This window comes from Limosilactobacillus albertensis (assembly GCF_014145555.1).
In the GTDB taxonomy this organism is placed as follows: Bacteria; Bacillota; Bacilli; order Lactobacillales; family Lactobacillaceae; genus Limosilactobacillus; species Limosilactobacillus albertensis.
The window spans coordinates 183,827-204,802 of sequence record NZ_JACIVD010000069.1; the positions used below are offsets into that span (position 1 = coordinate 183,827).

The window sequence follows — 20,976 nt, forward strand, 5'->3', positions numbered from 1 at the left end:
AAAACTCGAACCTAAATTATACCATACTTATACTATCTCGATGTTTATTATTACTCTTGCTTAAAAAAGACTTAACTTACTGCTTAGGTTGTCCGCTAAAAATACCAAAACCGGTTGTAACCGGTAAATTAACCCCTGTAATTGCATGAGCCATCTCATCATTACTCAAAAAGTAAGCAGCCTGCGCAATATCTTGTGGTTTAGCTATATAGCCAAGCGGACTTGCCTTTCGATATTTTTGTTGAATACTCTCTGGATTTTGTTTGAACATAGCTGTTTCCGTTGCACCAGGACAAATATTATTTACCCGAATTCCGTATTTCCCATAATCCAATGCCATTGAACGTACTAAATTAACAACTGCTCCTTTTGCTGCACTATATGAAGCAATTGAATAGTCACCAAAAAGTCCAGAAACTGAGGCGATATTTAAAATCGACCCACTTTTTCTTGCCATCATTTTTGGCACAAAATATTTTGTCATTAAGAAAATTGAGTTGAAATCAACATTTATTACTCGATTCCAATTTTCTTCAGAAAGTTCATCAATACGTCCTTGCATAAAAATTCCGGCATTATTAATAATTGCATCAGCATGTTCAAAATACTGATATGTTTCATTTGATAAATTCTGAACTGAACTAGAGTCAGCAACATCAGTTTGTACAAATATAATACGATTTTTATTATCTTTTCGTTTAATTGAACTTGCTGCCTGTTCCCCTTGCTCCTTATTACGGCCTGCCATTACAACGTTCCATCCCTTTTGATAGAATAACTTACTCATGCTTAACCCCATTCCAGTCGCAGCACCTGTAATTACAATAGTTTTCATAAAGGTTCCTCCGTACTTAAATAATATGACTAATAACACCGCTTAGCTTCGTCAACTGATTTTTTAGAAGCTTAATTTGGCGACGTTTAAAGAAGCTAATTTGAGCAGAAATTCCTAAAACAGCAACTGCTCGCCCATTTTTAAGAATAGGAACAGCTAAACATCTAGTACCAAGTTCTTTTTCTTCATCATCTAAGGCGTACCCTTGCTGGAAAATTATTTTAATTGCTTGCTTCAACTCTAATTGATCGCGAAGTGTAAAATTTGTCCCACCATCATAACTCGCCGATTTCAATAATCGTTCCTGTATTAATGGTGATTGAAACGCTGTCCAACAAAGTCCCATCGCACTCAAATTTATCGGTAAGGTTTCGGTTAATCTATTAAGGTCTTCAGGATGATTATCACGAGGAACAACCTGCGTAATGACAATTTGATTATCACTTTCAATACCAATATAAATTGGAAAATTATTTTCCTTTACAAATGCGTTTGCCAAAACCGCAATTTGCCAACTAGTTTGTCCACTAATCTGATCAACTGAATGCCAGTAATAGCAATGATCAACTACTATTACTTCCTCCAAATAAACAAGTGTCGCTAATAACCGAAAACATGTTGCTTGCGGAAGAGATAATTTTTGACAGATTTCTTTTAACCGAACACCCGGATTATGTTTTATATATTCCTCAACTTGCTTAGCCTTGATTAAAGTTTTAGATAATTTCTTGCTCAATTGTTTAAACCTCATATCGGTACCATAATTACTATTCCTGTTAAGTGCAATCAAACTCTTATAAATTCCAAATAGTGAAATTTATAAAAATAGAGCAGGTGAAAAATCTTTTACGATTTAACTCCCTACTCAACTAAATAAAGTTATTTCATTTGTAAAAATCCTGCCTGATTATGATCTAAGATTTCAACTTTTCGTCCATTCTGTTGTTCTCTTTTTATTCTTTTTTCGCCCCAATCAGACATCGCTAATAAAATATTTCTCAAGCTTTTACCCTCATCAGTTAAAGAATATTCAACTTTAGGCGGAACCTGATTATAAACCTTCCGACAAACAATGCCATCTTGTTCTAATTCTCGTAATTGTCTTGTCAATACGCGTTGTGAAACTTCTGGCATTAATCTACATAACTCACTTGTCCGCAGAGTTTGACCACCCAAATGGCATAAAATTACTGGTTTCCATTTTCCACCAATAACATCCAACGTTGCTTCAACAGCTAAATGATATATTTTTCGCATAAATATTCTCCACCTAAGCTATCTCTTAATATTAATTAGATTATCCACCGAATCCTTCCATCTGACCAAACTTATCTAGAAAATCACTCGTTTCTTGATCAGTAAAGTTCATTGCATTTAAAAATCCTGTTCTCAGTTCCCGTTGCAACCCACCTGGTAACCCCAATAAATTCATATCTGCAGGTGATAGTGTATAGCGAATACTCTTTTCATCATGAATTTTGACTTTTTCAATCCAATTAGGTTCGCGAATTAGTTCACGCCCCATTGCCACCAAACTAGCACCATCTTGCAATGCTTCATTGGCATCTTGAGGCGATAAAATATTACCTACCTCAATTAACGGCTTTCGGCCTCTTATAGTCTTCAAAATTCTAGAATTAAGTGTTTCATGATTAGTTTTCTCCAATAAAGACGTTCGTTTACGATTTCCCATTGAACTATGCAAATAATCAATAGGTTCATTACTTAATACATCTACTAATTTTAATGTATCGTCCATAGTAATTCCTGGTTTAGATAACTCTTCTGGAGAAAACCTATATCCAATCAAAAAATTATTTGATGCCTTTTTATCTGCAACACGTCGTACCTCTGCAATCACCGCTTTAGCAAAATTCATTCGTTGGTAAACACTACCACCCCATTGGTCGTTACGCTGGTTACTATGTGGTGAAAAGAACTGTTGAATTAAATAAGTATTAGCACCATGAATCTCAACACCATCAAAATTGGCTTTAATAGCCCGCAATGTTGCCGAGCCAAAATCTGCTATTATCTGCTTAATCTCAGTATTAGTTAATTCTCGCGGTATATTTTGCAAATCACGGTGTGGAGCAACAGCACTTGCGCTTCGTGGCTGTGTTCCTCGAAGGATTTTACGAGTTGTTTTCCTTCCAGCATCGAAAATTTGTAAGATAGCTTTTGATCCTTTGCTATGGATTGCACTAGCTATCTTCCTAAGTCCTGGAATAAATCGATCATCAGCAACCGATAGTTCTCCTTCAAATCCCTTCCCAGCTTCATTAATATTAGCTACTTCAACAATAATCATTCCTACTCCTGACCGCATCTGATAAAACCTGACTTCATCATCAGAAACAGTACCATCAAAGAAACTAGATTGCATTGTTACTGGAGCCATCACAATCTTATTTTGTAATCTTAATCCATTTGCAAATTGATAGGGCTTCATAAATTCATCTTTATATGTCATTTCAAGCACTCCTTTTAATTAATGAAATTACTATAAGGTAAATCATTCTTTTTTAGAAGTACGCACTTTATTGTCCAATAGTGACAATTTTGTCTCTTTTTGATCGTTATAGGAATATAAAACTATATTATTTTGATTTATTTCCCAGGAAATTTTATTTATGATCCTTCTTAGAAAACTTTCCTTGTCGAACATAAACGCTCAAAATTGCAATATCAGCAGGGTTTACACCGCTAATCCGTGATGCTTGCGCCAAGGTTTCTGGGCGGATCTTTTCAAGCTTTTGCCGTCCTTCTGTTGCAAGGCCATCAATATCACCATAATCAATATCTTCTGGAATCCGCTTAGCTTCCATCCGCTTCATCCGTTCAACCTTAACTTCTTCTTTCTTAATATAGCCGGCATACTTCAACTGAATTTCAACCTGCTCAATAACGTGACGATCAAGCTCATGTTCTGGTGCAGGAATAAATTCAGCTAGTGTTTGGTAATCAAAGTATGGCCGCTTCAATAGGTCTGCTGCAGCAATTCCGTCCTTCAAACGATTATCTCCGTGATCTTCAATAAACTTATTAACCTTATCATCACTTGGCTTAAGCTTAATTTCCTTTAATCGTTTGATTTCAGCTGCTACTTGGCGCTTTTTATCCTCCATCTTTGCAAGCCGTTCATCGCTAACCAAACCAATCTTATGTCCCATTTCCATTAACCGGAAATCAGCATTATCGTGCCGTAAAATCAATCGATATTCAGCACGACTAGTAAGTAAACGGTAAGGTTCTTTCGTTCCTTTTGTTACTAAGTCATCAATCATAACACCGATATAAGCATCCGAACGTTTGAGCACAAACGGCTCTTTCCCTAATGCTCTTAATCCTGCGTTAATACCTGCAATTAGCCCTTGTCCGGCTGCTTCTTCATAACCCGAAGAACCATTAGTTTGACCAGCAGTATAAAGGTTCTTAATAATCTTTGTCTCTAAAGTTGGGTGGAGCTGGTATGGCGCAACGACATCATATTCGATCGCATAGCCAGGACGCATTAATTCTGCCTTTTCCAGTCCCTTAATTGAGTGAACGATCTTTTGTTGGATTTCTTCTGGCATGGAAGTTGAAATCCCATCAAGGTAATATTCATCAGTATCCCGGCCTTCTGGTTCAAGGAAAACCTGGTGGCGAGGCTTGTCAGCAAAACGAACAATTTTATCTTCAATCGATGGACAGTAACGTGGCCCAACACCCTTAATTACACCAGAAAACATTGGTGCCCGACTCAGATTTTCACGAATAATAGCGTGGGTTCCTTCATTCGTATAAGTTAACCAGCAAGATAATTGTTCACTAATCGGAATGTAGGCACTATCTGGTGTATCAAAGCTAAAGTGGTGCGGCTCTTCATCCCCCGGTTGTTCTTCCGTCGCATCATAATCAATCGTATTTCCATTAACACGTGGCGGCGTACCGGTCTTAAAACGTTCAAGGTCAAAGCCAAGCTCCTCTAAGTTTTCAGATAACTTTACTGCTGACTTAGAGTTATTAGGGCCAGATTCATATTGTAATTCACCAATAATGATTTTGCCCCGTGCTGCCGTTCCCACGGTCAATACAACTGTCTTAGCATGATAACGAGCACCAGTATTAGTAATTACTCCTTTACAAACACCATCTTCAACGATTAATTGGTCAACAGTTGCCTGACGAAGAGTTAGGTTAGGTTCTTCTTCAATCGTCTGTTTCATTGCACGATGGTAAGCATGTTTATCTGCCTGTGCTCGTAATGCCCGAACTGCCGGGCCCTTACCAGTATTAAGCATTCGCATTTGAACATAGGTCTTATCAATGTTATGCCCCATTTCGCCACCAAGAGCATCAATTTCTCGGACTACAATCCCCTTTGCCGGACCACCAACAGAAGGGTTACATGGCATAAAAGCAACCATTTCAAGATTAATCGTTACTAATAAAGTATTATTACCCATCCGTGCTGCCGCCAATGCCGCTTCACTTCCAGCATGTCCTGCACCAACAATGATTACATCATATGAACCGGCATCGTATTGTACGGCTTCTGATGTTTGCAATGCTTCTGAACTTTTCATTCTTTTCCCTACTTTCCTAAACAGAATTGACTAAATAGCTGATCTAACAGTTCATCTTGATAACTGTCACCTGTAATTTCACCTAATAGATCCCAGCACCTGGTCATATCAATTTGAACAAGGTCAACCGGCATCCCATCATTAATGCCTTTCAAAACATCATTTAAGGCATCGTTTGCTTGATGCAACAATCCAATATGCCGCGCATTAGTAACCATCACGTTACTTTGACTACTCTCAATTCCTTCGTTAAAGAACATGTGACTGATTTGTTCGCCAAGCTGATCCATTCCGGCATGATTAACAATTGAAGTTTCAATAACTGCGCTGTTTTCTGCTAATTCTTTTAACTCATCTAAGTTAACCTTCCGTGGAAGATCCGTTTTATTCAAAATAATGATTCGTTGTTTATCCTTCGTTGCTTCAAGCAATTGACGGTCTTCATCAGTTAAGTCAGCAGCACTATCGATTAATAAAAGAACCAAGTCAGCGGCGCCTAATGCTTTTCGACTCCGCTCCACCCCGATCTTCTCTACTTGGTCATTAGTATCACGAATTCCGGCTGTATCGATTAGTTTTAATGGTACGCCGTTTACATTTACATATTCTTCAATTACGTCACGGGTCGTACCTGCGATGTTCGTGACAATTGCCTTATCTTCATGCAACAGTGAATTTAGCAGACTCGACTTACCGACATTCGGCCGACCAATAATCGCTGTCGCTAAACCATCCCGTAAAACTTTTCCCTGTTTAGCCGTTTTTAATAAACCTTGGATTCGTTGCTGAATATCTGCCGCTTTCTCTTTTAGGAGCTTCGTTGTCATTTCTTCAACTGCGTCATATTCTGGATAATCGATATTAACTTCGACTTGCGCTAAAACATCCAAAATATCTTTACGCAAATGCCGAATTAGCCGTGACAAATCGCCATCTAGCTGGTTCAACGCAACTTTCATTGACTTATCTGTTTTAGCTCGAATCAAGTCCATTACAGCTTCAGATTGTGATAAATCAAGACGACCGTTTAAGAAGGCGCGTTTAGTGAATTCCCCAGGTTCTGCCATCCGTGCGCCAAAACTGAGTACTAATTGCAAAATACGATTAGTTGCTAATAATCCACCATGACAATTGATTTCAATCACATCTTCACGAGTATATGTATGCGGAGCCCGCATTACTGAAACCATTACTTCGTCAACTTCCTGATCCGTATCAGGGTCGACAATATGACCATAATTAATAGTGTGACTTGCTACCTTTGCGAGATTCTTGCCCTTGTAAATCCGTTGTGCAACTTTCACCGCATCATCCCCACTAATCCGGATAATGGAGATGCCTCCTTCACCGACTGGCGTTGAAATTGCTGCAATCGTATCATTCTCGCTGTTTGCCATCGCTACTTTACTCCTTTCTAACAAAAAAAGTGCCAGTCCATGCATAATAACGAAAATCGTTACTAACATGGTCAAAGCACTTTCACTACTTTAACGAGTATTAAAATTTATAACCGCTCATATTCTAAAATCATTACTACAAATTGTCAATAAATAAGTTAATCTTTGGGAGCAATTACAACACTGCGGTATGGTTCACGCCCATGAGAGTAAGTTTTTACATGATCATTACTTTCTAATTCTTGATGAATTTGTTTTCGTTCACGTGCTGGCATTGGATCCATAAAGACGGCTTTCCCACTAGCAACGACTTCTGTAACTGCCTTTTGCGCTAAGTGGTGGATTGTTTCTCGTCGGCGTTCACGATAGTTAGACGTATCAAGGACTACATTTACTTTGGCAGCTCCATGATAATCCATGAATGTGTTACTAAGCTGTTCCATTGCATTAATTCGCCGGCCATGTTTACCGATTACCCGGCCGTTTTCTGCTGTTTCAAGATCTATTTTTAGTTCATGGGCTTCTAATTCGGTAATTTTAGGTTTAATAGTAATGCCTAGTTCTTTAAACACTGTTACAAGATAATCTACTAATTGAGCGCTAGTTTCTCGAACCTTCTTCAGGTTAGCTTCCTGTCGCCTTTTAATTTCGGCTGGATCTAGTTCCCTATCTTTAATATTTGATGGTACCTCGTTTATTTCTTTGCTTTCTTCTTTTGATGAAGCTGAGTGGCTTTCCTTATCTTTTACCACTACATCAATTTTAGCTTCTCGTCGACCAATTCCTAGAAACCCGTGACGCGGTTGCTGAATAACCTTAACGTCAATTGTTTGTCCCGCAGTTAGCTTTAATTGTGTACTTGCCTTTTCCCTTGCTTCTTCAATCGTTGTTCCGACAAAGATTGTCATTGTCCTATCCCCCACATGTTTACTTATGACCTGTAATCTACTTAAAGTTTCTAACAAATAAAAAGGCTTGCAGTAATTTTCTTACTACAACCCCCAAAATCTATTTCCGCCGACTTTGGTAAGCCCGCCGTTTTGCTTTTTCAATCTTGCGGCGCTTTGCCTTTTCAGCTTGTTGTTTTTCTTCTCGTTCACGACGAATCTTAAATGGATTCTGAATAATAAGTGTTTGAATAACTTGGAAAGCGTTTGTTACCACCCAGTATAGGGTAATAGCTGATGAGAATCCTAATGCCATGAAAAATACCATAATTGGCATAAACCATGTCATTGTAGTCGTCATCGAGTTCTTCTCTGGCATGGAAGCCATTGATAACCAAGAACTAATAAACGTAAATAATGCCGCTAAAATTGGCATGATGTAATACGGATCCGGGTGTCCTAATTGCAACCATAAGAAAGTTCCGTTTCGCAATGCACTCGTTCGCCAAATTGCTTGGTAAAGTGCCCACATAACTGGCAACTGAACCAATAAAGGTAGCATCGATGCCCACGGATTAACCCCTGCTTCTTTATAAAGCTTTTGGGTTTCCATTTGCATCCTTTGCATTGACTCCCGATCACGTGATGAATACTTTTTCTGAATTGCTTTTAACTTAGGAGCAAGTTCTTGTGTCTTCATCATCGTCTTTGTTTGGTAGAACATCAATGGTAGCAAAATAATCCGAATGATGATCGTAAAGATAATGATCCCCATTCCATATCCGCCAAAATGCTTTGATAGCCAGATAATGAATTGCGAACAATTATAGATAATATAATGGTCCCAGATACCAGTACTATGACTTGTAATCGGCTTATTAGAGCAAGCAGCTAACAATAACGTTAAACTCATGATTGCCCCTAAGCTTAGGAATTTTTTCGTTTTCTTATTCAAATCCTAATCCTCACTTTTTTCATCTAACAGATGTGCTCGTTTTAAGACATGCACTAGGTTTTTCTTTGTTTCTGCCATCGATAAACCATCTGCCGCTGACCTAGCAATAACCAAAAAATCAACATCAGACCGCAATTGTGGTTTTACCTCTAATAGGGTTTGACGAATTCGCCGCTTAACCCAATTACGATGAACAGCATTCCCAATCTTTTTCCCAACAGAAATGCCGACCCGAAAATGTTTCTGTCCTGGTTTTTCCATTTGATACACGACAAATTTATGGTTGGCTACGGAATTATGGGTTTCAAAAACCCGTTGAAACTCACTTTCCTTTTTTACGCGATATGATTTTCTCATGTATATAATCCCCAGCCTTAATTTTAAGTAGATATAAAAATAGGGCTGGACATACGACAACTTTAACGATTCCAATGGCTCGTCAAGCTGACTGCCCTGCCCCACACAATAAAAAAAGCCACTGTAAAAGTGGCCGTGGTTATGCAGATAATACTTTTCTGCCCTTTTGACGCCGACGTGCTAATACCTTACGGCCGTTACTGGTGCTCATGCGCTTACGGAAGCCATGGACACGTGCACGGTGACGCTTCTTTGGTTGAAACGTGCGCTTCATACAATTGCACCTCCTATTATATTTCGAGTGGTTTGGTTTCTAGAGTCTAAAAAGACGATCTCTTCAAACATACTTTGGTAGTATACCACACTTAATGAAATTAATAAACGTTGAATTTTTATTTAAAATTTTTTGATTATTAACAAAATGGGACAAATAATCCACAGCGTTGTGTAAATTTTGCTTTTGTGGACAAGTTATCAACAGGGTTATTCAGCCATTATCCCCAAATCCACACCTGTTTATAAAGTTATCCACAAGCGGCCTTTTAGTTGTTGATAACTCTTGCTTTTGCTATTATATCAACAACCTATATCAACATATTTTTGTGGATAACTCTACACAAACTATTAATTTTGGTTTTTTGCACAGGCATATTAGCATTTTACACACAGCGTTGTGTAAACTTTTTTATTATTCTTCACTTGGCTGTGGAAAACTTTGCTATGTAATGATAAAATACCGTTTGTAATTTAATACTTTAGGGGGAATTATTTTGACTGAGCTCGATTCTCTGTGGGAAGCGATCCAAAATTCATTTCGTCAAGATACCACTCCGGTTACCTTTGACACTTTGATTGCTCCGGCAAAAGCAATTTCTCTCTCTCAAAATCAACTAGAAATCGAGGTGCCCACTCCGGTGCACCGCGATTTTTGGCGCAAAAATTTAAATACGCAGCTTAAGGATTTCGCCCAGCGTGAATTAGGCCATTCCGTAGAGCCGCATTATATTTTAGAGGGAGAATTTACCTACACAAATAAAAAAACGCAAGACGACATAACCCCTTCTTTCGAAATGGATACTCCATTAAATCCTCATTATAATTTTGGAACATTTGTTGTTGGAGAAGGAAATAAGATGGCTCACGCCGCAGCATTCGCTGTTGCTGAAAGTCCAGGTAGTCTTTATAATCCGCTCTTTATTTATGGTGGTGTTGGATTAGGCAAGACGCACCTAATGGAAGCTATTGGTAACCATATGCTGCAAGTCAATCCAAATGCGCGCGTTAAATACGTTACTAGCGAAGATTTTACAAACGACTACATTAATGCTATTCGTAACAACACAACTGAACAATTACGGGAAGAATATCGTAACTTAGATTTACTGCTAATTGATGATATTCAATTTCTTGCCAATAAGGAAGGGACACAGTTAGAATTTTTTAACACCTTCAATGCTCTTCATGATCGTAAAAAGCAGATTGTTATGACTTCTGATCGCATTCCTAATGAGATTCCAGAACTACAAGACCGCCTTGTGTCTCGCTTCCGCTGGGGATTAACCGTAGAAATTACGCCACCAGACTTAGAAACACGAATTGCCATTTTACGCAGCAAAGTTGAAGAGGACCATATTGACATTGGTAACGATACCCTTAACTATATTGCTGGTCAGATTGATACCAATATTCGTGAACTTGAAGGTGCGCTAACAAAAGTCCAAGCCTTTGCTAATCTTAGCGGCGAAAGAATTACACCTAGCTTAGCATCCCAAGCATTGAAGGGCCTGCACCGCGAAGCAAAAACAGAGATCTCAATTACAACTATTCAAAAACAAGTTGCTGATTTCTACAATATTACCCAAAGCGACATTCTCGGTAAAAAACGGGTTAAACAAATCGTCATGCCACGACAAATAGCCATGTATCTTTCTCGCGAACTTACCGATTCTTCACTACCAAAAATTGGTAACGAATTTGGCGGTAAAGATCATACCACTGTCCTTCATGCAATCGATAAAATCGAAGCAGGGCTGAAAAAAGATACTGACTTACAAAATGATATTACAAAATTAAAAGCTAAACTTCGCTCATAGATTGTGGATAACTATTATTTTTATCCTCAAAGTTATCCACAACTTATCAACAGGTGGATAACTTATTATATTTAGCTTTTATCAAGTTATCCACAATATTAACAAGCCCTACTACTACGACTATATTTTAAATTATTAATTAAATATATATATTCACTCAAAAAGGACTGAAACATATGAATTTTACAATTAATCGAACAGCATTTATTAGTCAATTAAATAATGTCTTACGTGCTATTTCATCTAAGACTACTATTCCGATTCTTACTGGATTAAAAATGGTTGTTAATGAAAACAACATTGTGTTAACTGGTAGTAATTCAGATATTACAATTGAAAGTGTTATTGATGCTAACAATACGGATAACGATTTGTCCATTGAAGAAACAGGAGCAATTGTTTTACCAGCTCGCTTCTTTAGCGACATTGTAAAAAAACTTCCAGACAAGAAAGTAACTATTGAAGTTACAAGTGGTTTTCAAGCTGATATCACTTCTGGTTCTGCAAAGTTTCAAATTAATGGCCAAGATGCGGAAAACTTCCCTCACTTACCAGAAGTTGAAACTGATAAAACAGTGACCCTTCCAAATGACATTCTTAAAGAAGTAATTCGCCAAACGGTAATTGCAGTGTCAAAACAAGAGAGCCGACCAATTTTAGCAGGGGTTCACATGACCTTAAAAGATGGTATTCTAACTGCTGTAGCCACTGATAGCCATCGTTTGGCACAACGGAAGGTGGTTTTAGAAAATATTGATAATGGAATCGACTTTGACGTTATTATTCCAGGAAAGAGTATGGAAGAACTTTCGGGAATGATCAGCGATGTTCACGAAGATGTTCAAATGCAAGTAACTGAAAACCAAGTATTATTCATTTTTGGAAACACTCATTTCTATTCACGACTACTTGAAGGAAATTATCCGGAAACTAGTCAGTTGATTCCTAAGACTGCTGATACCACGGTGGAACTTGAAGCTGGCAGCTTTCTAGCATCAATTGAACGGGCTTCACTTTTATCTCACGAAAGTCGTAATGATGTTGTTAAATTAAGCTTAAAGCCATCAGAAAATCTTGTACGGATTAGTGGCGATTCTCCTGATATTGGGATGGTTGAAGAAGAAGTTGTGACAAGCGCATTAGACGGAAATGACCTTGAAATTTCATTTAATCCAAACTACATGAAAGATGCATTGCGTTCATTCGGTCAAGCAACGATTAAGATTTCATTTACTTCACCATTGCGGCCGTTTACATTAGTTCCAACAGAAGACCAAGAAAATTTTGTTCACCTGATTACACCAGTGCGGACATTCTAATAAAAAAGCAACTCGGGAAGTTAATTTCCTTGAGTTGCTTTTTTACTTAAATTTGAATTTGATTTTAGAAGAGTGTTGGTACCAGTCCGCCATCAAGTCGAAGTGCTTCTCCGGAAAATGATGAAGAATAAGGGCTAGCCACAAAGGCAGTGAATCGGCCGACTTCTTCTGGACGAATCAATCGTTGTATTTGTGAAAGTGGCCGGTGATTTTTCATAAAGTCGCTTTCCCATTCGTTTTCTGGAATATCTGTATTACTGTACATGTCAACCAGCATCTGTTGGACACCTTCCGTAAGTGTTGAGCCTGGCATTATTGTATTAACTGTTACGTGAGTACCCTTAGTTAATTTTGAAAGACTCTTCGCTAATGAGAGATTCATTGTTTTCGTTAAACTGTATTGTGGCATCTCACCTGATGGCATGACTGCTTCTTCGCTTGCAATAAAAATAATTCGGCCAAAATCTTTTTTTAGCATTTGAGGCAGGTAAAATTTAGCAAGAGCATTTCCAGAGTAAAAATTAACATCGATAAAATGCTGCCACGTTTCTTCTGAAATATCGAAATAGTCCATTGGTTTAAAAATACCCATATTATTGACTAAAATATCAACCTCTGGAAAAGCGGTAAATAATTCTTGGCGCTGGTCTTTTTGTGAAATGTCATATGGTGCTCCTTGTGGGGTTGTATTAGGGTATTGCTCCTTAATTTCATTAACAACCGCATCAACATCTTTTTGTTTACGACCATTAATAATAACGTTCGTGCCTTCTTTTGCCATTTCAATTGCAATAGCTTTACCGATTCCTTTGGTAGAGCCGGTAATTAAAGCTACCTTACCATTTAATCCTAAATCCATGTTACTTTACCTCCATAATCATTTTTATTAATTATTACCTTGTTTTTAATTTCAATACAAGTAATTGACTTAAGTAATATATCCAAAATTCGTTGCCAATAAATTATTTTTAACTGAAATTCTTAGCATATATTAAAAATTTGAACGTAGAGCCATTTTAACTTGATTTTGATAAAAAAGACTAAATTAAGTTAATACGCTTAGAAAGGCTAATAACGCAAAATTAGGGTGAATAATGTGGTATAATATACTTACAAAAGTAGGTGAAAATATTGGAAGAAAAGACGGTATTGATTGACGGCCCGTTTATTACACTCGGACAGTTACTCAAGGAAGAAGGAATCATTCCGACTGGTGGAGCAGCAAAATGGTTCTTAAAAGAAACTACTGTATTAGTAAATGATGAACCAGATGATCGGCGTGGACGTAAATTGTATCCTGAAGACAAAATTAAAATTCCTGATCACCAATTACTTGTTATTAAGAGTAAGTAGGGATAAATATGATTCTGACGGAATTGCATTTACATCATTTTCGAAATTATCAGGATCTTACCGTTCACTTCAATCCTGGAGTGAACGTTTTAATTGGACATAATGCACAAGGCAAGACAAATATGCTAGAGGCGATTTATGTTCTTTCGTTGACTAAGAGTCATCGGACAAGTAATGATCATGAGCTTATTAATTGGCAGGAAAAATCAGCATTAGTAAGCGGGATTGTTGAAAAAAGTATCGGCAAGATTCCTCTTGAGCTGCAGTTTACAAGTAAGGGGAAAAAAGCCAAGGTAAACCACTTAGAACAAGCCCGATTATCACAATATGTCGGTCAACTAAACGCAATATTATTTGCCCCGGAAGACTTAACACTCGTAAAAGGGTCACCTGCACTGCGGCGCCATTTTATGGATCGTGAATTTAGTCAGATGAGTAGCAAGTATCTTTATAATGCTGGACAATATCGTGCATTGTTGCGACAGAAAAATAAATATTTAAAGCAACTAAAATATAAGCAACAAACTGATCGTGTTCTTTTAGGCGTATTATCTGATCAGCTTGCTGCTTTTGGTGCGGAAGTAATTGTGGCACGTCAACATTTCTTAAAACATCTTGAAGGATGGGCTGCAGACCTTCATCGCGAGATTTCGTTAAATAAAGAAACATTGCGGCTTGAATATGTTAATCAGTTAAAGGTTAGTGACGAAACAACAGTTGAAGAAGCATATCAAGCACTTTTTAAGCTGTACCAGGATAATGAGCAGCGTGAAATTGAACAGGGAACGACAATTTATGGCCCTCACCGTGATGATATTCGTTTTCTGGTAAATGATAAAAATGTTCAGGCATTTGGGTCGCAGGGACAGCAGCGTACTACTGCATTGTCAGTTAAATTAGCAGAGATTGATTTGATGAAAGAACAAACGGGTGAATATCCATTGCTGTTGTTAGATGATGTATTATCCGAACTCGACACGATTAGGCAAACACACTTGTTAACAGCAATTCAGAATAAAGTTCAAACTTTTTTGACGACGACAAGTCTAAGTGATGTTGCCCGTCAGTTAATTAATGAACCCACAATCTTTGAAATTGAGCACGGCACTTTGAATAAGGAGGAAGTAAAGTGAGCAACGAGCAACAAAAGGAAACCAAAGTGGAATTGGCTAGCGAATATGATGCTAGTCAAATTCAGGTTTTAAAGGGATTAGATGCAGTTCGTAAGCGTCCGGGGATGTACATTGGGTCAACATCAGCCCAAGGACTTCACCATCTTGTTTGGGAAATTGTTGATAACGGGATTGATGAAGCACTCGCTGGATTTTGTGATGAAATCAATGTTGTAGTTAACCCCGATAACAGTATCACCGTTAAGGATAATGGACGTGGTATTCCGGTTGATACACAAAAGGAAACCGGCAAGTCTGCATTGGAAACAGTCTTCACGGTTCTGCACGCTGGTGGTAAATTTGGCGGTGGCGGATACAAGGTTTCAGGTGGGTTACATGGTGTCGGTGCATCAGTAGTTAATGCTTTATCCACTGAACTAGATGTAAAGGTTGCCCGTCAAGGAAAACGTTATTACATGGACTTTGATCACGGTCATGTTAAGTCCTCAATGAAAGTAATTGAAGAAGGACTTCCAGAAACAGAACATGGTACGACGGTTCATTTTAAGCCAGATCCGGAAATCTTCCGAGAAACAACAACTTATAACATTAAAACGTTAACAGATCGTTTAAGAGAGTTGGCCTTCTTGAACAAGGGGCTAAAGATTACGATTGAAGACTTGCGCAAAGAGGATCATGAGCGTAAGGAATTCCATTATGAAGGCGGAATTCGTCATTATGTTGAATACTTGAATGAAGAACAAAATGTTTTATTCGACCCGCCAATTTATGTTGAGGGTAAAGAAAATGACATTACGGTTGAAGTTTCTTTACAATATACTGATTCATACCGTAGTAATCTCCTAACTTTCACTAATAATATTCATACTTATGAAGGTGGGACCCACGAAACAGGGTTTAAGATGGCTCTTACCCGTGTAATTAATGACTATGGACATAAGGCAGGCATACTTAAAAATAACGAGACGCTTTCAGGTGATGACGTTCGTGAAGGTTTAACCGCCGTTGTATCTATTAAGCACCCTGATCCACAGTTTGAAGGGCAGACTAAGACGAAATTGGGGAATTCAGATGCCCGGACAGCTACAGACCACGTTTTCGCTGCGACATTTAACCGTTTCTTATTAGAACATCCAGATGAAGCACGGCAAATTATTGAAAAAGGACAGCTGGCTTCCAAGGCACGAGTTGCGGCTAAACGGGCTCGTGAAGTTACTCGTAAAAAGAGCGGTCTTGAAATTAGCAACTTGCCTGGTAAGTTAGCAGATAATACAAGTAAGGATCCAGAAATTTCCGAATTATTTATTGTCGAGGGGGACTCAGCCGGTGGTTCTGCTAAGCAAGGGCGGTCTCGTTTGACTCAAGCAATTCTCCCAATTCGAGGGAAGATTCTAAATGTTGAAAAAGCAACCCTTGATCGTGTCTTAGCTAACGATGAAATTCGCTCACTATTTACAGCATTAGGAACTGGCTTTGGTGATGACTTTGATATTACTAAGGCCAATTACCATAAGCTGATTATTATGACCGATGCGGATGTTGATGGTGCCCATATTCGGACATTATTGTTAACCTTGTTCTACCGTTTTATGAAACCGATGATTACTCATGGCTACGTTTACATTGCTCAGCCGCCGCTATATCAGGTTCGGCAAGGTAAGTTTGTAAAATATATTGATTCTGATGAAGAATTGGAACAAGTAGTAAGCTCGCTTCAACCTAGTCCCAAGCCGGTTATTCAACGGTACAAAGGGTTAGGGGAAATGGATGCTGAACAATTATGGGAAACCACAATGGATCCAGAAAATCGGCACCTGTTACGAGTGAAATTAGATGATGCAGAACAGGCGGATAAGATTTTCCCAATGCTAATGGGAACCAAGGTTGGACCACGGCGCGATTTCATCGAGGAGAACGCAAAGTTTGTTGAAAACCTTGACCTGTAATTGACTGTTGTTTACTACTAATGCGAAAAAGGAGGAACGACATTGGCTGAACATGATATGCCTAATCGGATCACGGATGTAAATCTTACGAGCCAAATGAAAAACTCATTCCTAGATTATGCGATGAGTGTTATTGTTTCACGGGCGCTTCCAGATGTTCGTGATGGATTAAAGCCGGTACAACGCCGGATTTTGTACGGAATGAATGAATTAGGGGTTACCCCGGATAAGCCATATAAGAAATCTGCCAGAATTGTTGGGGACGTAATGGGTAAATTCCACCCTCATGGTGATTCTTCAATTTATGAAGGGTTAGTACGAATGGCCCAGGACTTCAGTTACCGTTACATGCTAGTTGATGGTCACGGGAATTTTGGGTCTGTTGACGGAGATGGAGCAGCTGCTATGCGTTATACCGAAGCAAAGATGAGCAAGATTGCTGTTGAGATGCTTCGTGATATTAACAAAAACACAGTTGACTTCCATGACAATTATGATGGTACTGAAAAAGAACCCGATGTATTACCAGCTCGTTTTCCAAACCTATTAGTTAATGGTGCTTCTGGAATTGCCGTTGGGATGGCAACTAATATTCCTACACACAATTTGGGTGAAGTTATCAATGGTATTCACCTGTTGATGGATAATCCAGACATTACAACTGAAGGATTGATGAAGGCTATTCCGGGACCGGATTTCCCAACTGGCGGAGTTGTAATGGGTAAGTCCGGTATACGGAAAGCATATGAGACTGGTCGCGGAACAATTATTGTTCGTGCCAAAGTTGATATTGAAGAACAAAAGAACGGTAAGCAACGGATTATTGTTCATGAAATCCCGTATATGGTTAATAAGGCTAAGTTGATTGAACGGATTGCTGAATTAGCGCGTAATAAGGATATTGACGGAATTACGGACGTTAACGATGAAACTGACCGTGATGGGATGCGAATTGTAATTGATGTCCGCCGTGATGCAAGTGCAGAAGTTATTTTAAATAATTTATATAAAATGACATTGATGCAGACGACCTTTAATTTCAATATGCTTGCAATTGTTAATGGGGCTCCAAAAATCTTAAGTCTTAAGCAAATTCTGCAATATTACCTTGAACACCAAGAAGCGGTAGTTCGTCGGCGGACAGAATTTGAATTAAAGAAAGCCCAAAATCGTGCACACATCGTTGAAGGATTAAGAATCGCCTTAGATCATATTGATGAGATTATTAATATTATTCGCAGTTCTCAAACGAGTGAAGTTGCAAAGAATGAATTGATGAGCAACTACGGTTTATCAGATCGTCAAGCCCAAGCTATTCTCGATATGCGGTTAGTTCGTTTGACGGGGTTAGAGCGTGAGAAGATTGAAGATGAATATCAAAAACTAATGGCCGCAATCGCTGATTACAAAGATATTCTTGCTCATCGTGAACGTATCAACCAAATTATTTATGACGAGTTAATGGAGATTCAAAAGCGGTTTGGAGATGAACGTCGAACCGAACTGCAAGTTGGTGACATTACCAATATTGAAGACGAAGATTTGATTGAAGAAGAAGACATTATTGTTGCTTTAACTCATAACGGGTACATTAAGCGATTACCAGTAGACGAATTTAAGTCACAACATCGTGGTGGACGTGGAGTTAAAGGAATGGGTGTTCATAAAGATGACTTTATTGAGCAATTAATTTCTAGTTCTACCCACGATATGCTCCTCTTCTTCACCAATTCTGGGAAAGTATACTCAATGAAGGGGTATGAGGTTCCAGAATATGGCCGGACTGCTCAAGGTATTCCGATTATTAACCTTCTTGGCATTAATAATAAAGAAAAGATTAGCGCCGTTATTAATGTTTCACATGAAACTAATGACGATGATAAATATCTCTTCTTTACTACCAAGTACGGAACAGTTAAGCGAACACCAGTAACAGAATTTAAGAACATTAGGAGTAATGGACTAAAGGCAATCAACCTCCATGAGAATGATGAATTAATTGATGTGGAAGTTATTAGTGATGAGCAACCAATGATTATTGGGACCCATAATGGATATGCTCTTAGTTTTAAGTCATCAGTTGTTCGGTCGATGGGAAGAAGTGCAGCTGGGGTTCGTGGAATTCGCTTGCGTGGTGAAGACTATGTAATTGGTGCTGCTCCGCTTAATCCAGATAGTAATGTCCTAGTAATTAGCGAGAATGGTTTCGGAAAGCAGACAGCGGCGTCAGAATATCCAATTAAAGGTCGTGGCGGTCTTGGTGTAAAGACTGTTAATGTTACTGAAAAGAACGGACCATTAGTTGGTTTAACAACTGTTAATGGTGACGAAGATATTATGCTTGTTACTGATCAAGGTGTGATTATTCGTTTTGGTATTGAGAGCGTATCACAAACTGGGCGTTCAGCAGTTGGAGTACATTTAATTAAGATGGATAATGGAGCCCGGGTAGCTACAATTGCTAAGGTTGATAAAGAAGACGACAGTGAAGAAGCTGAAACTCCAAAAGAAGAAGTAACAGACACAGCTAATTCAGAAAATCAACCAACAGAAAATTAAAAAATAAAAATGGAAAAGTAGAGATTTTACGTATATATATTTATAGTGACCGCAACATTTAGGATTTTCTTATTAGATGTTCCTTGTTTTAAATAGAATTTTATGCTATATTTTATGTCTGTGAGTATACGTACAGACGTCTACTTTCCTTGTTCTTCTCAAATAGTAAGAAGAGCCAGAGTCCATAAGGAGGTGTAACATTCATGGAAACACGCAAATATGAAATTACTTACATCATTCGTCCTGATATCGAAGAATCTGCAAAGAGCGAATTGGTAGACCGATTCGACAAGATCTTGGCGGACAATGGTGCAACAATCGCTGACTCAAAGGATTGGTCAACTCGTCGTTTTGCTTACCCAATCGCTAAGTACACTGAAGGTACTTACCACGTGGTAAACTTAACTACTGACTCTGACCAAGCTTTAAACGAATTTGATCGTTTAGCTAAGTTCAGTGATGATATCCTACGTCACATGATTGTTAAGCTTGATGCTTAATTAATTGTCAATAAATTAAGAGAGGAGAAAGATCTATGCTTAATCGTGCAGTCTTAACTGGGCGTTTAACAAGAGATCCCGAGTTGCGGTACACAACCAGCGGGACAGCAGTTGTTTCATTTACTCTAGCTGTTGATCGGCAATTCCGAAACCAAAATGGTGATCGTGATGCTGACTTTATCAATTGCGTTATTTGGCGTAAGTCCGCTGAAAACTTTAGTAACTTTACGCATAAGGGTTCACTTGTTGGAATTGAAGGGCGCATTCAAACCCGGAATTATGAAAACCAACAGGGTAACCGTGTTTATGTTACCGAAATTGTTGTTGATAATTTTGCTTTGTTGGAGCCGCGTCAAAATGGTGGCATGAACCAACAAGGTGCTCAACAGCCATTTGCTAATAACCAGCAACCATTTGGTGGTGCACAAGCTCCACAATATGGTAGCCAACCACAACCTGGAAATAATGCTCCTCAAAGTAATCCGTCACCTAATGCAGGTAATGGTTTCGACAACAATCAAAATGCTGGCAACCAGTTCCCTGGAAGCAGTGATGATGGTGGTCAATCCATTGACTTAGCAGATGACGAATTACCATTCTAAATAATTTTTACTCAGAATAGGAGGGTAATTTCATGGCACAACAACGTCGAGGCGGTCGTCGTCGTCGTAAGGTCGACTTTATCGCCGCAAACCACATCGAATACATCGATTACAAAGACACTGATTTATTACGTCGGTTCATTTCTGAACGTGGTAAGATTTTGCCACGTCGGGTAACTGGTACTAGTGCTAAGAACCAACGTAAGTTAACTATCGCTATTAAGCGTGCACGGATCATGGGTCTTTTGCCATTCGTTGCAGAAGATTAATTTCCGCGAAAATAAAAATAATAAAGAGGCCGGGATTTGCTCAGCCTCTTTATTATTTTAAACTACAATTATCTTTGCTAAAAGTTTATGATTGATACACTAACTTTTTAACACATTGATATCCATTAGATGATATAATCTATGGACTAAGTAATTGATGTGATATGATAGATTTATCCGATTAATAGTCAAATTAGAGC

The 20,976-nt window shown here is 38.5% G+C and carries 20 protein-coding genes; 9 read left to right on the forward strand and 11 right to left on the reverse strand.

The window, feature by feature from the left end:
- Positions 1-76 precede the first annotated feature (76 nt).
- The 10 genes from H5S41_RS09520 to rpmH all read right to left on the reverse strand — a co-directional run bounded on the left by H5S41_RS09520 (position 77) and on the right by rpmH (position 9,276).
- Positions 77-835 (reverse strand): SDR family NAD(P)-dependent oxidoreductase, encoded by a 759-nt coding sequence (locus H5S41_RS09520; RefSeq protein ID WP_182603129.1) that lies wholly within the window; start codon positions 833-835, stop codon positions 77-79.
- Positions 836-851: 16 nt separating this feature from the next.
- On the reverse strand, positions 852-1,571 hold the full coding sequence (locus H5S41_RS09525; RefSeq protein WP_182603130.1) for an IclR family transcriptional regulator: 720 nt from the start codon (positions 1,569-1,571) through the stop codon (positions 852-854).
- A 143-nt stretch (positions 1,572-1,714) separates the two neighbouring features.
- Entirely contained in the window at positions 1,715-2,092 is a 378-nt protein-coding gene (locus H5S41_RS09530; protein ID WP_182603131.1) for a winged helix-turn-helix transcriptional regulator, read from the reverse strand.
- Positions 2,093-2,132: 40 nt separating this feature from the next.
- The gene (locus H5S41_RS09535; protein ID WP_182603132.1) at positions 2,133-3,308 is read right to left on the reverse strand and encodes an NADH-dependent flavin oxidoreductase; all 1,176 of its coding nucleotides are present in this window, start codon (positions 3,306-3,308) and stop codon (positions 2,133-2,135) included.
- A 154-nt stretch (positions 3,309-3,462) separates the two neighbouring features.
- Positions 3,463-5,406 carry a tRNA uridine-5-carboxymethylaminomethyl(34) synthesis enzyme MnmG gene (gene mnmG, locus H5S41_RS09540; protein ID WP_182603133.1) on the reverse strand — a complete coding sequence of 648 codons (1,944 nt, stop codon included), beginning with the start codon at positions 5,404-5,406 and terminating at the stop codon, positions 3,463-3,465.
- 8 nt (positions 5,407-5,414) lie between these two features.
- The gene (gene mnmE / locus H5S41_RS09545; protein WP_182603134.1) at positions 5,415-6,803 is read right to left on the reverse strand and encodes a tRNA uridine-5-carboxymethylaminomethyl(34) synthesis GTPase MnmE; all 1,389 of its coding nucleotides are present in this window, start codon (positions 6,801-6,803) and stop codon (positions 5,415-5,417) included.
- A gap of 158 nt (positions 6,804-6,961) precedes the next feature.
- The gene (jag, locus tag H5S41_RS09550) at positions 6,962-7,711 is read right to left on the reverse strand and encodes an RNA-binding cell elongation regulator Jag/EloR (RefSeq protein WP_182603135.1); all 750 of its coding nucleotides are present in this window, start codon (positions 7,709-7,711) and stop codon (positions 6,962-6,964) included.
- 100 nt (positions 7,712-7,811) lie between these two features.
- Positions 7,812-8,645: a membrane protein insertase YidC gene (yidC, locus tag H5S41_RS09555; protein ID WP_182603136.1), complete on the reverse strand. Its 834-nt coding sequence runs from the start codon at positions 8,643-8,645 to the stop codon at positions 7,812-7,814.
- 3 nt (positions 8,646-8,648) lie between these two features.
- Positions 8,649-9,002: a ribonuclease P protein component gene (gene rnpA / locus H5S41_RS09560; RefSeq protein WP_003665224.1), complete on the reverse strand. Its 354-nt coding sequence runs from the start codon at positions 9,000-9,002 to the stop codon at positions 8,649-8,651.
- Between the two features lie 139 nt (positions 9,003-9,141).
- Entirely contained in the window at positions 9,142-9,276 is a 135-nt protein-coding gene (rpmH, locus tag H5S41_RS09565) for a 50S ribosomal protein L34 (RefSeq protein WP_003665227.1), read from the reverse strand.
- Between the two features lie 496 nt (positions 9,277-9,772).
- Here rpmH and dnaA point away from each other — a divergent pair, with 496 nt between their 5' ends.
- Complete coding sequence (gene dnaA, locus H5S41_RS09570; RefSeq protein WP_182603137.1) at positions 9,773-11,095, forward strand: chromosomal replication initiator protein DnaA; 1,323 nt, start codon at positions 9,773-9,775, stop codon at positions 11,093-11,095.
- A 176-nt stretch (positions 11,096-11,271) separates the two neighbouring features.
- Entirely contained in the window at positions 11,272-12,414 is a 1,143-nt protein-coding gene (dnaN, locus tag H5S41_RS09575; RefSeq protein ID WP_182603138.1) for a DNA polymerase III subunit beta, read from the forward strand.
- Positions 12,415-12,478: 64 nt separating this feature from the next.
- Here the strand turns inward: dnaN and H5S41_RS09580 are convergent, their stop codons facing one another.
- Complete coding sequence (locus H5S41_RS09580; protein WP_182603139.1) at positions 12,479-13,273, reverse strand: SDR family NAD(P)-dependent oxidoreductase; 795 nt, start codon at positions 13,271-13,273, stop codon at positions 12,479-12,481.
- Positions 13,274-13,545: 272 nt separating this feature from the next.
- Here H5S41_RS09580 and yaaA point away from each other — a divergent pair, with 272 nt between their 5' ends.
- The 7 genes from yaaA (at position 13,546) to rpsR (ending at position 20,776) form a co-directional block, all read left to right on the forward strand.
- The gene (yaaA, locus tag H5S41_RS09585; protein ID WP_182598435.1) at positions 13,546-13,767 is read left to right on the forward strand and encodes a S4 domain-containing protein YaaA; all 222 of its coding nucleotides are present in this window, start codon (positions 13,546-13,548) and stop codon (positions 13,765-13,767) included.
- A gap of 8 nt (positions 13,768-13,775) precedes the next feature.
- Positions 13,776-14,900, forward strand: a complete 1,125-nt coding sequence (gene recF / locus H5S41_RS09590; RefSeq protein WP_182603140.1) for a DNA replication/repair protein RecF — start codon at positions 13,776-13,778, stop codon at positions 14,898-14,900.
- Positions 14,897-16,846 (forward strand): DNA topoisomerase (ATP-hydrolyzing) subunit B, encoded by a 1,950-nt coding sequence (gene gyrB / locus H5S41_RS09595; RefSeq protein WP_182598434.1) that lies wholly within the window; start codon positions 14,897-14,899, stop codon positions 16,844-16,846. The genes recF and gyrB overlap by 4 nt, the downstream gene beginning before the upstream one ends.
- A gap of 42 nt (positions 16,847-16,888) precedes the next feature.
- The gene (gene gyrA, locus H5S41_RS09600) at positions 16,889-19,405 is read left to right on the forward strand and encodes a DNA gyrase subunit A (protein ID WP_182603141.1); all 2,517 of its coding nucleotides are present in this window, start codon (positions 16,889-16,891) and stop codon (positions 19,403-19,405) included.
- 203 nt (positions 19,406-19,608) lie between these two features.
- Positions 19,609-19,905, forward strand: a complete 297-nt coding sequence (gene rpsF / locus H5S41_RS09605; RefSeq protein ID WP_003665235.1) for a 30S ribosomal protein S6 — start codon at positions 19,609-19,611, stop codon at positions 19,903-19,905.
- A gap of 35 nt (positions 19,906-19,940) precedes the next feature.
- Complete coding sequence (gene ssb / locus H5S41_RS09610) at positions 19,941-20,507, forward strand: single-stranded DNA-binding protein (RefSeq protein WP_153709420.1); 567 nt, start codon at positions 19,941-19,943, stop codon at positions 20,505-20,507.
- 32 nt (positions 20,508-20,539) lie between these two features.
- Entirely contained in the window at positions 20,540-20,776 is a 237-nt protein-coding gene (gene rpsR / locus H5S41_RS09615) for a 30S ribosomal protein S18 (RefSeq protein ID WP_003665240.1), read from the forward strand.
- The last annotated feature ends 200 nt before the right edge of the window (positions 20,777-20,976 follow it).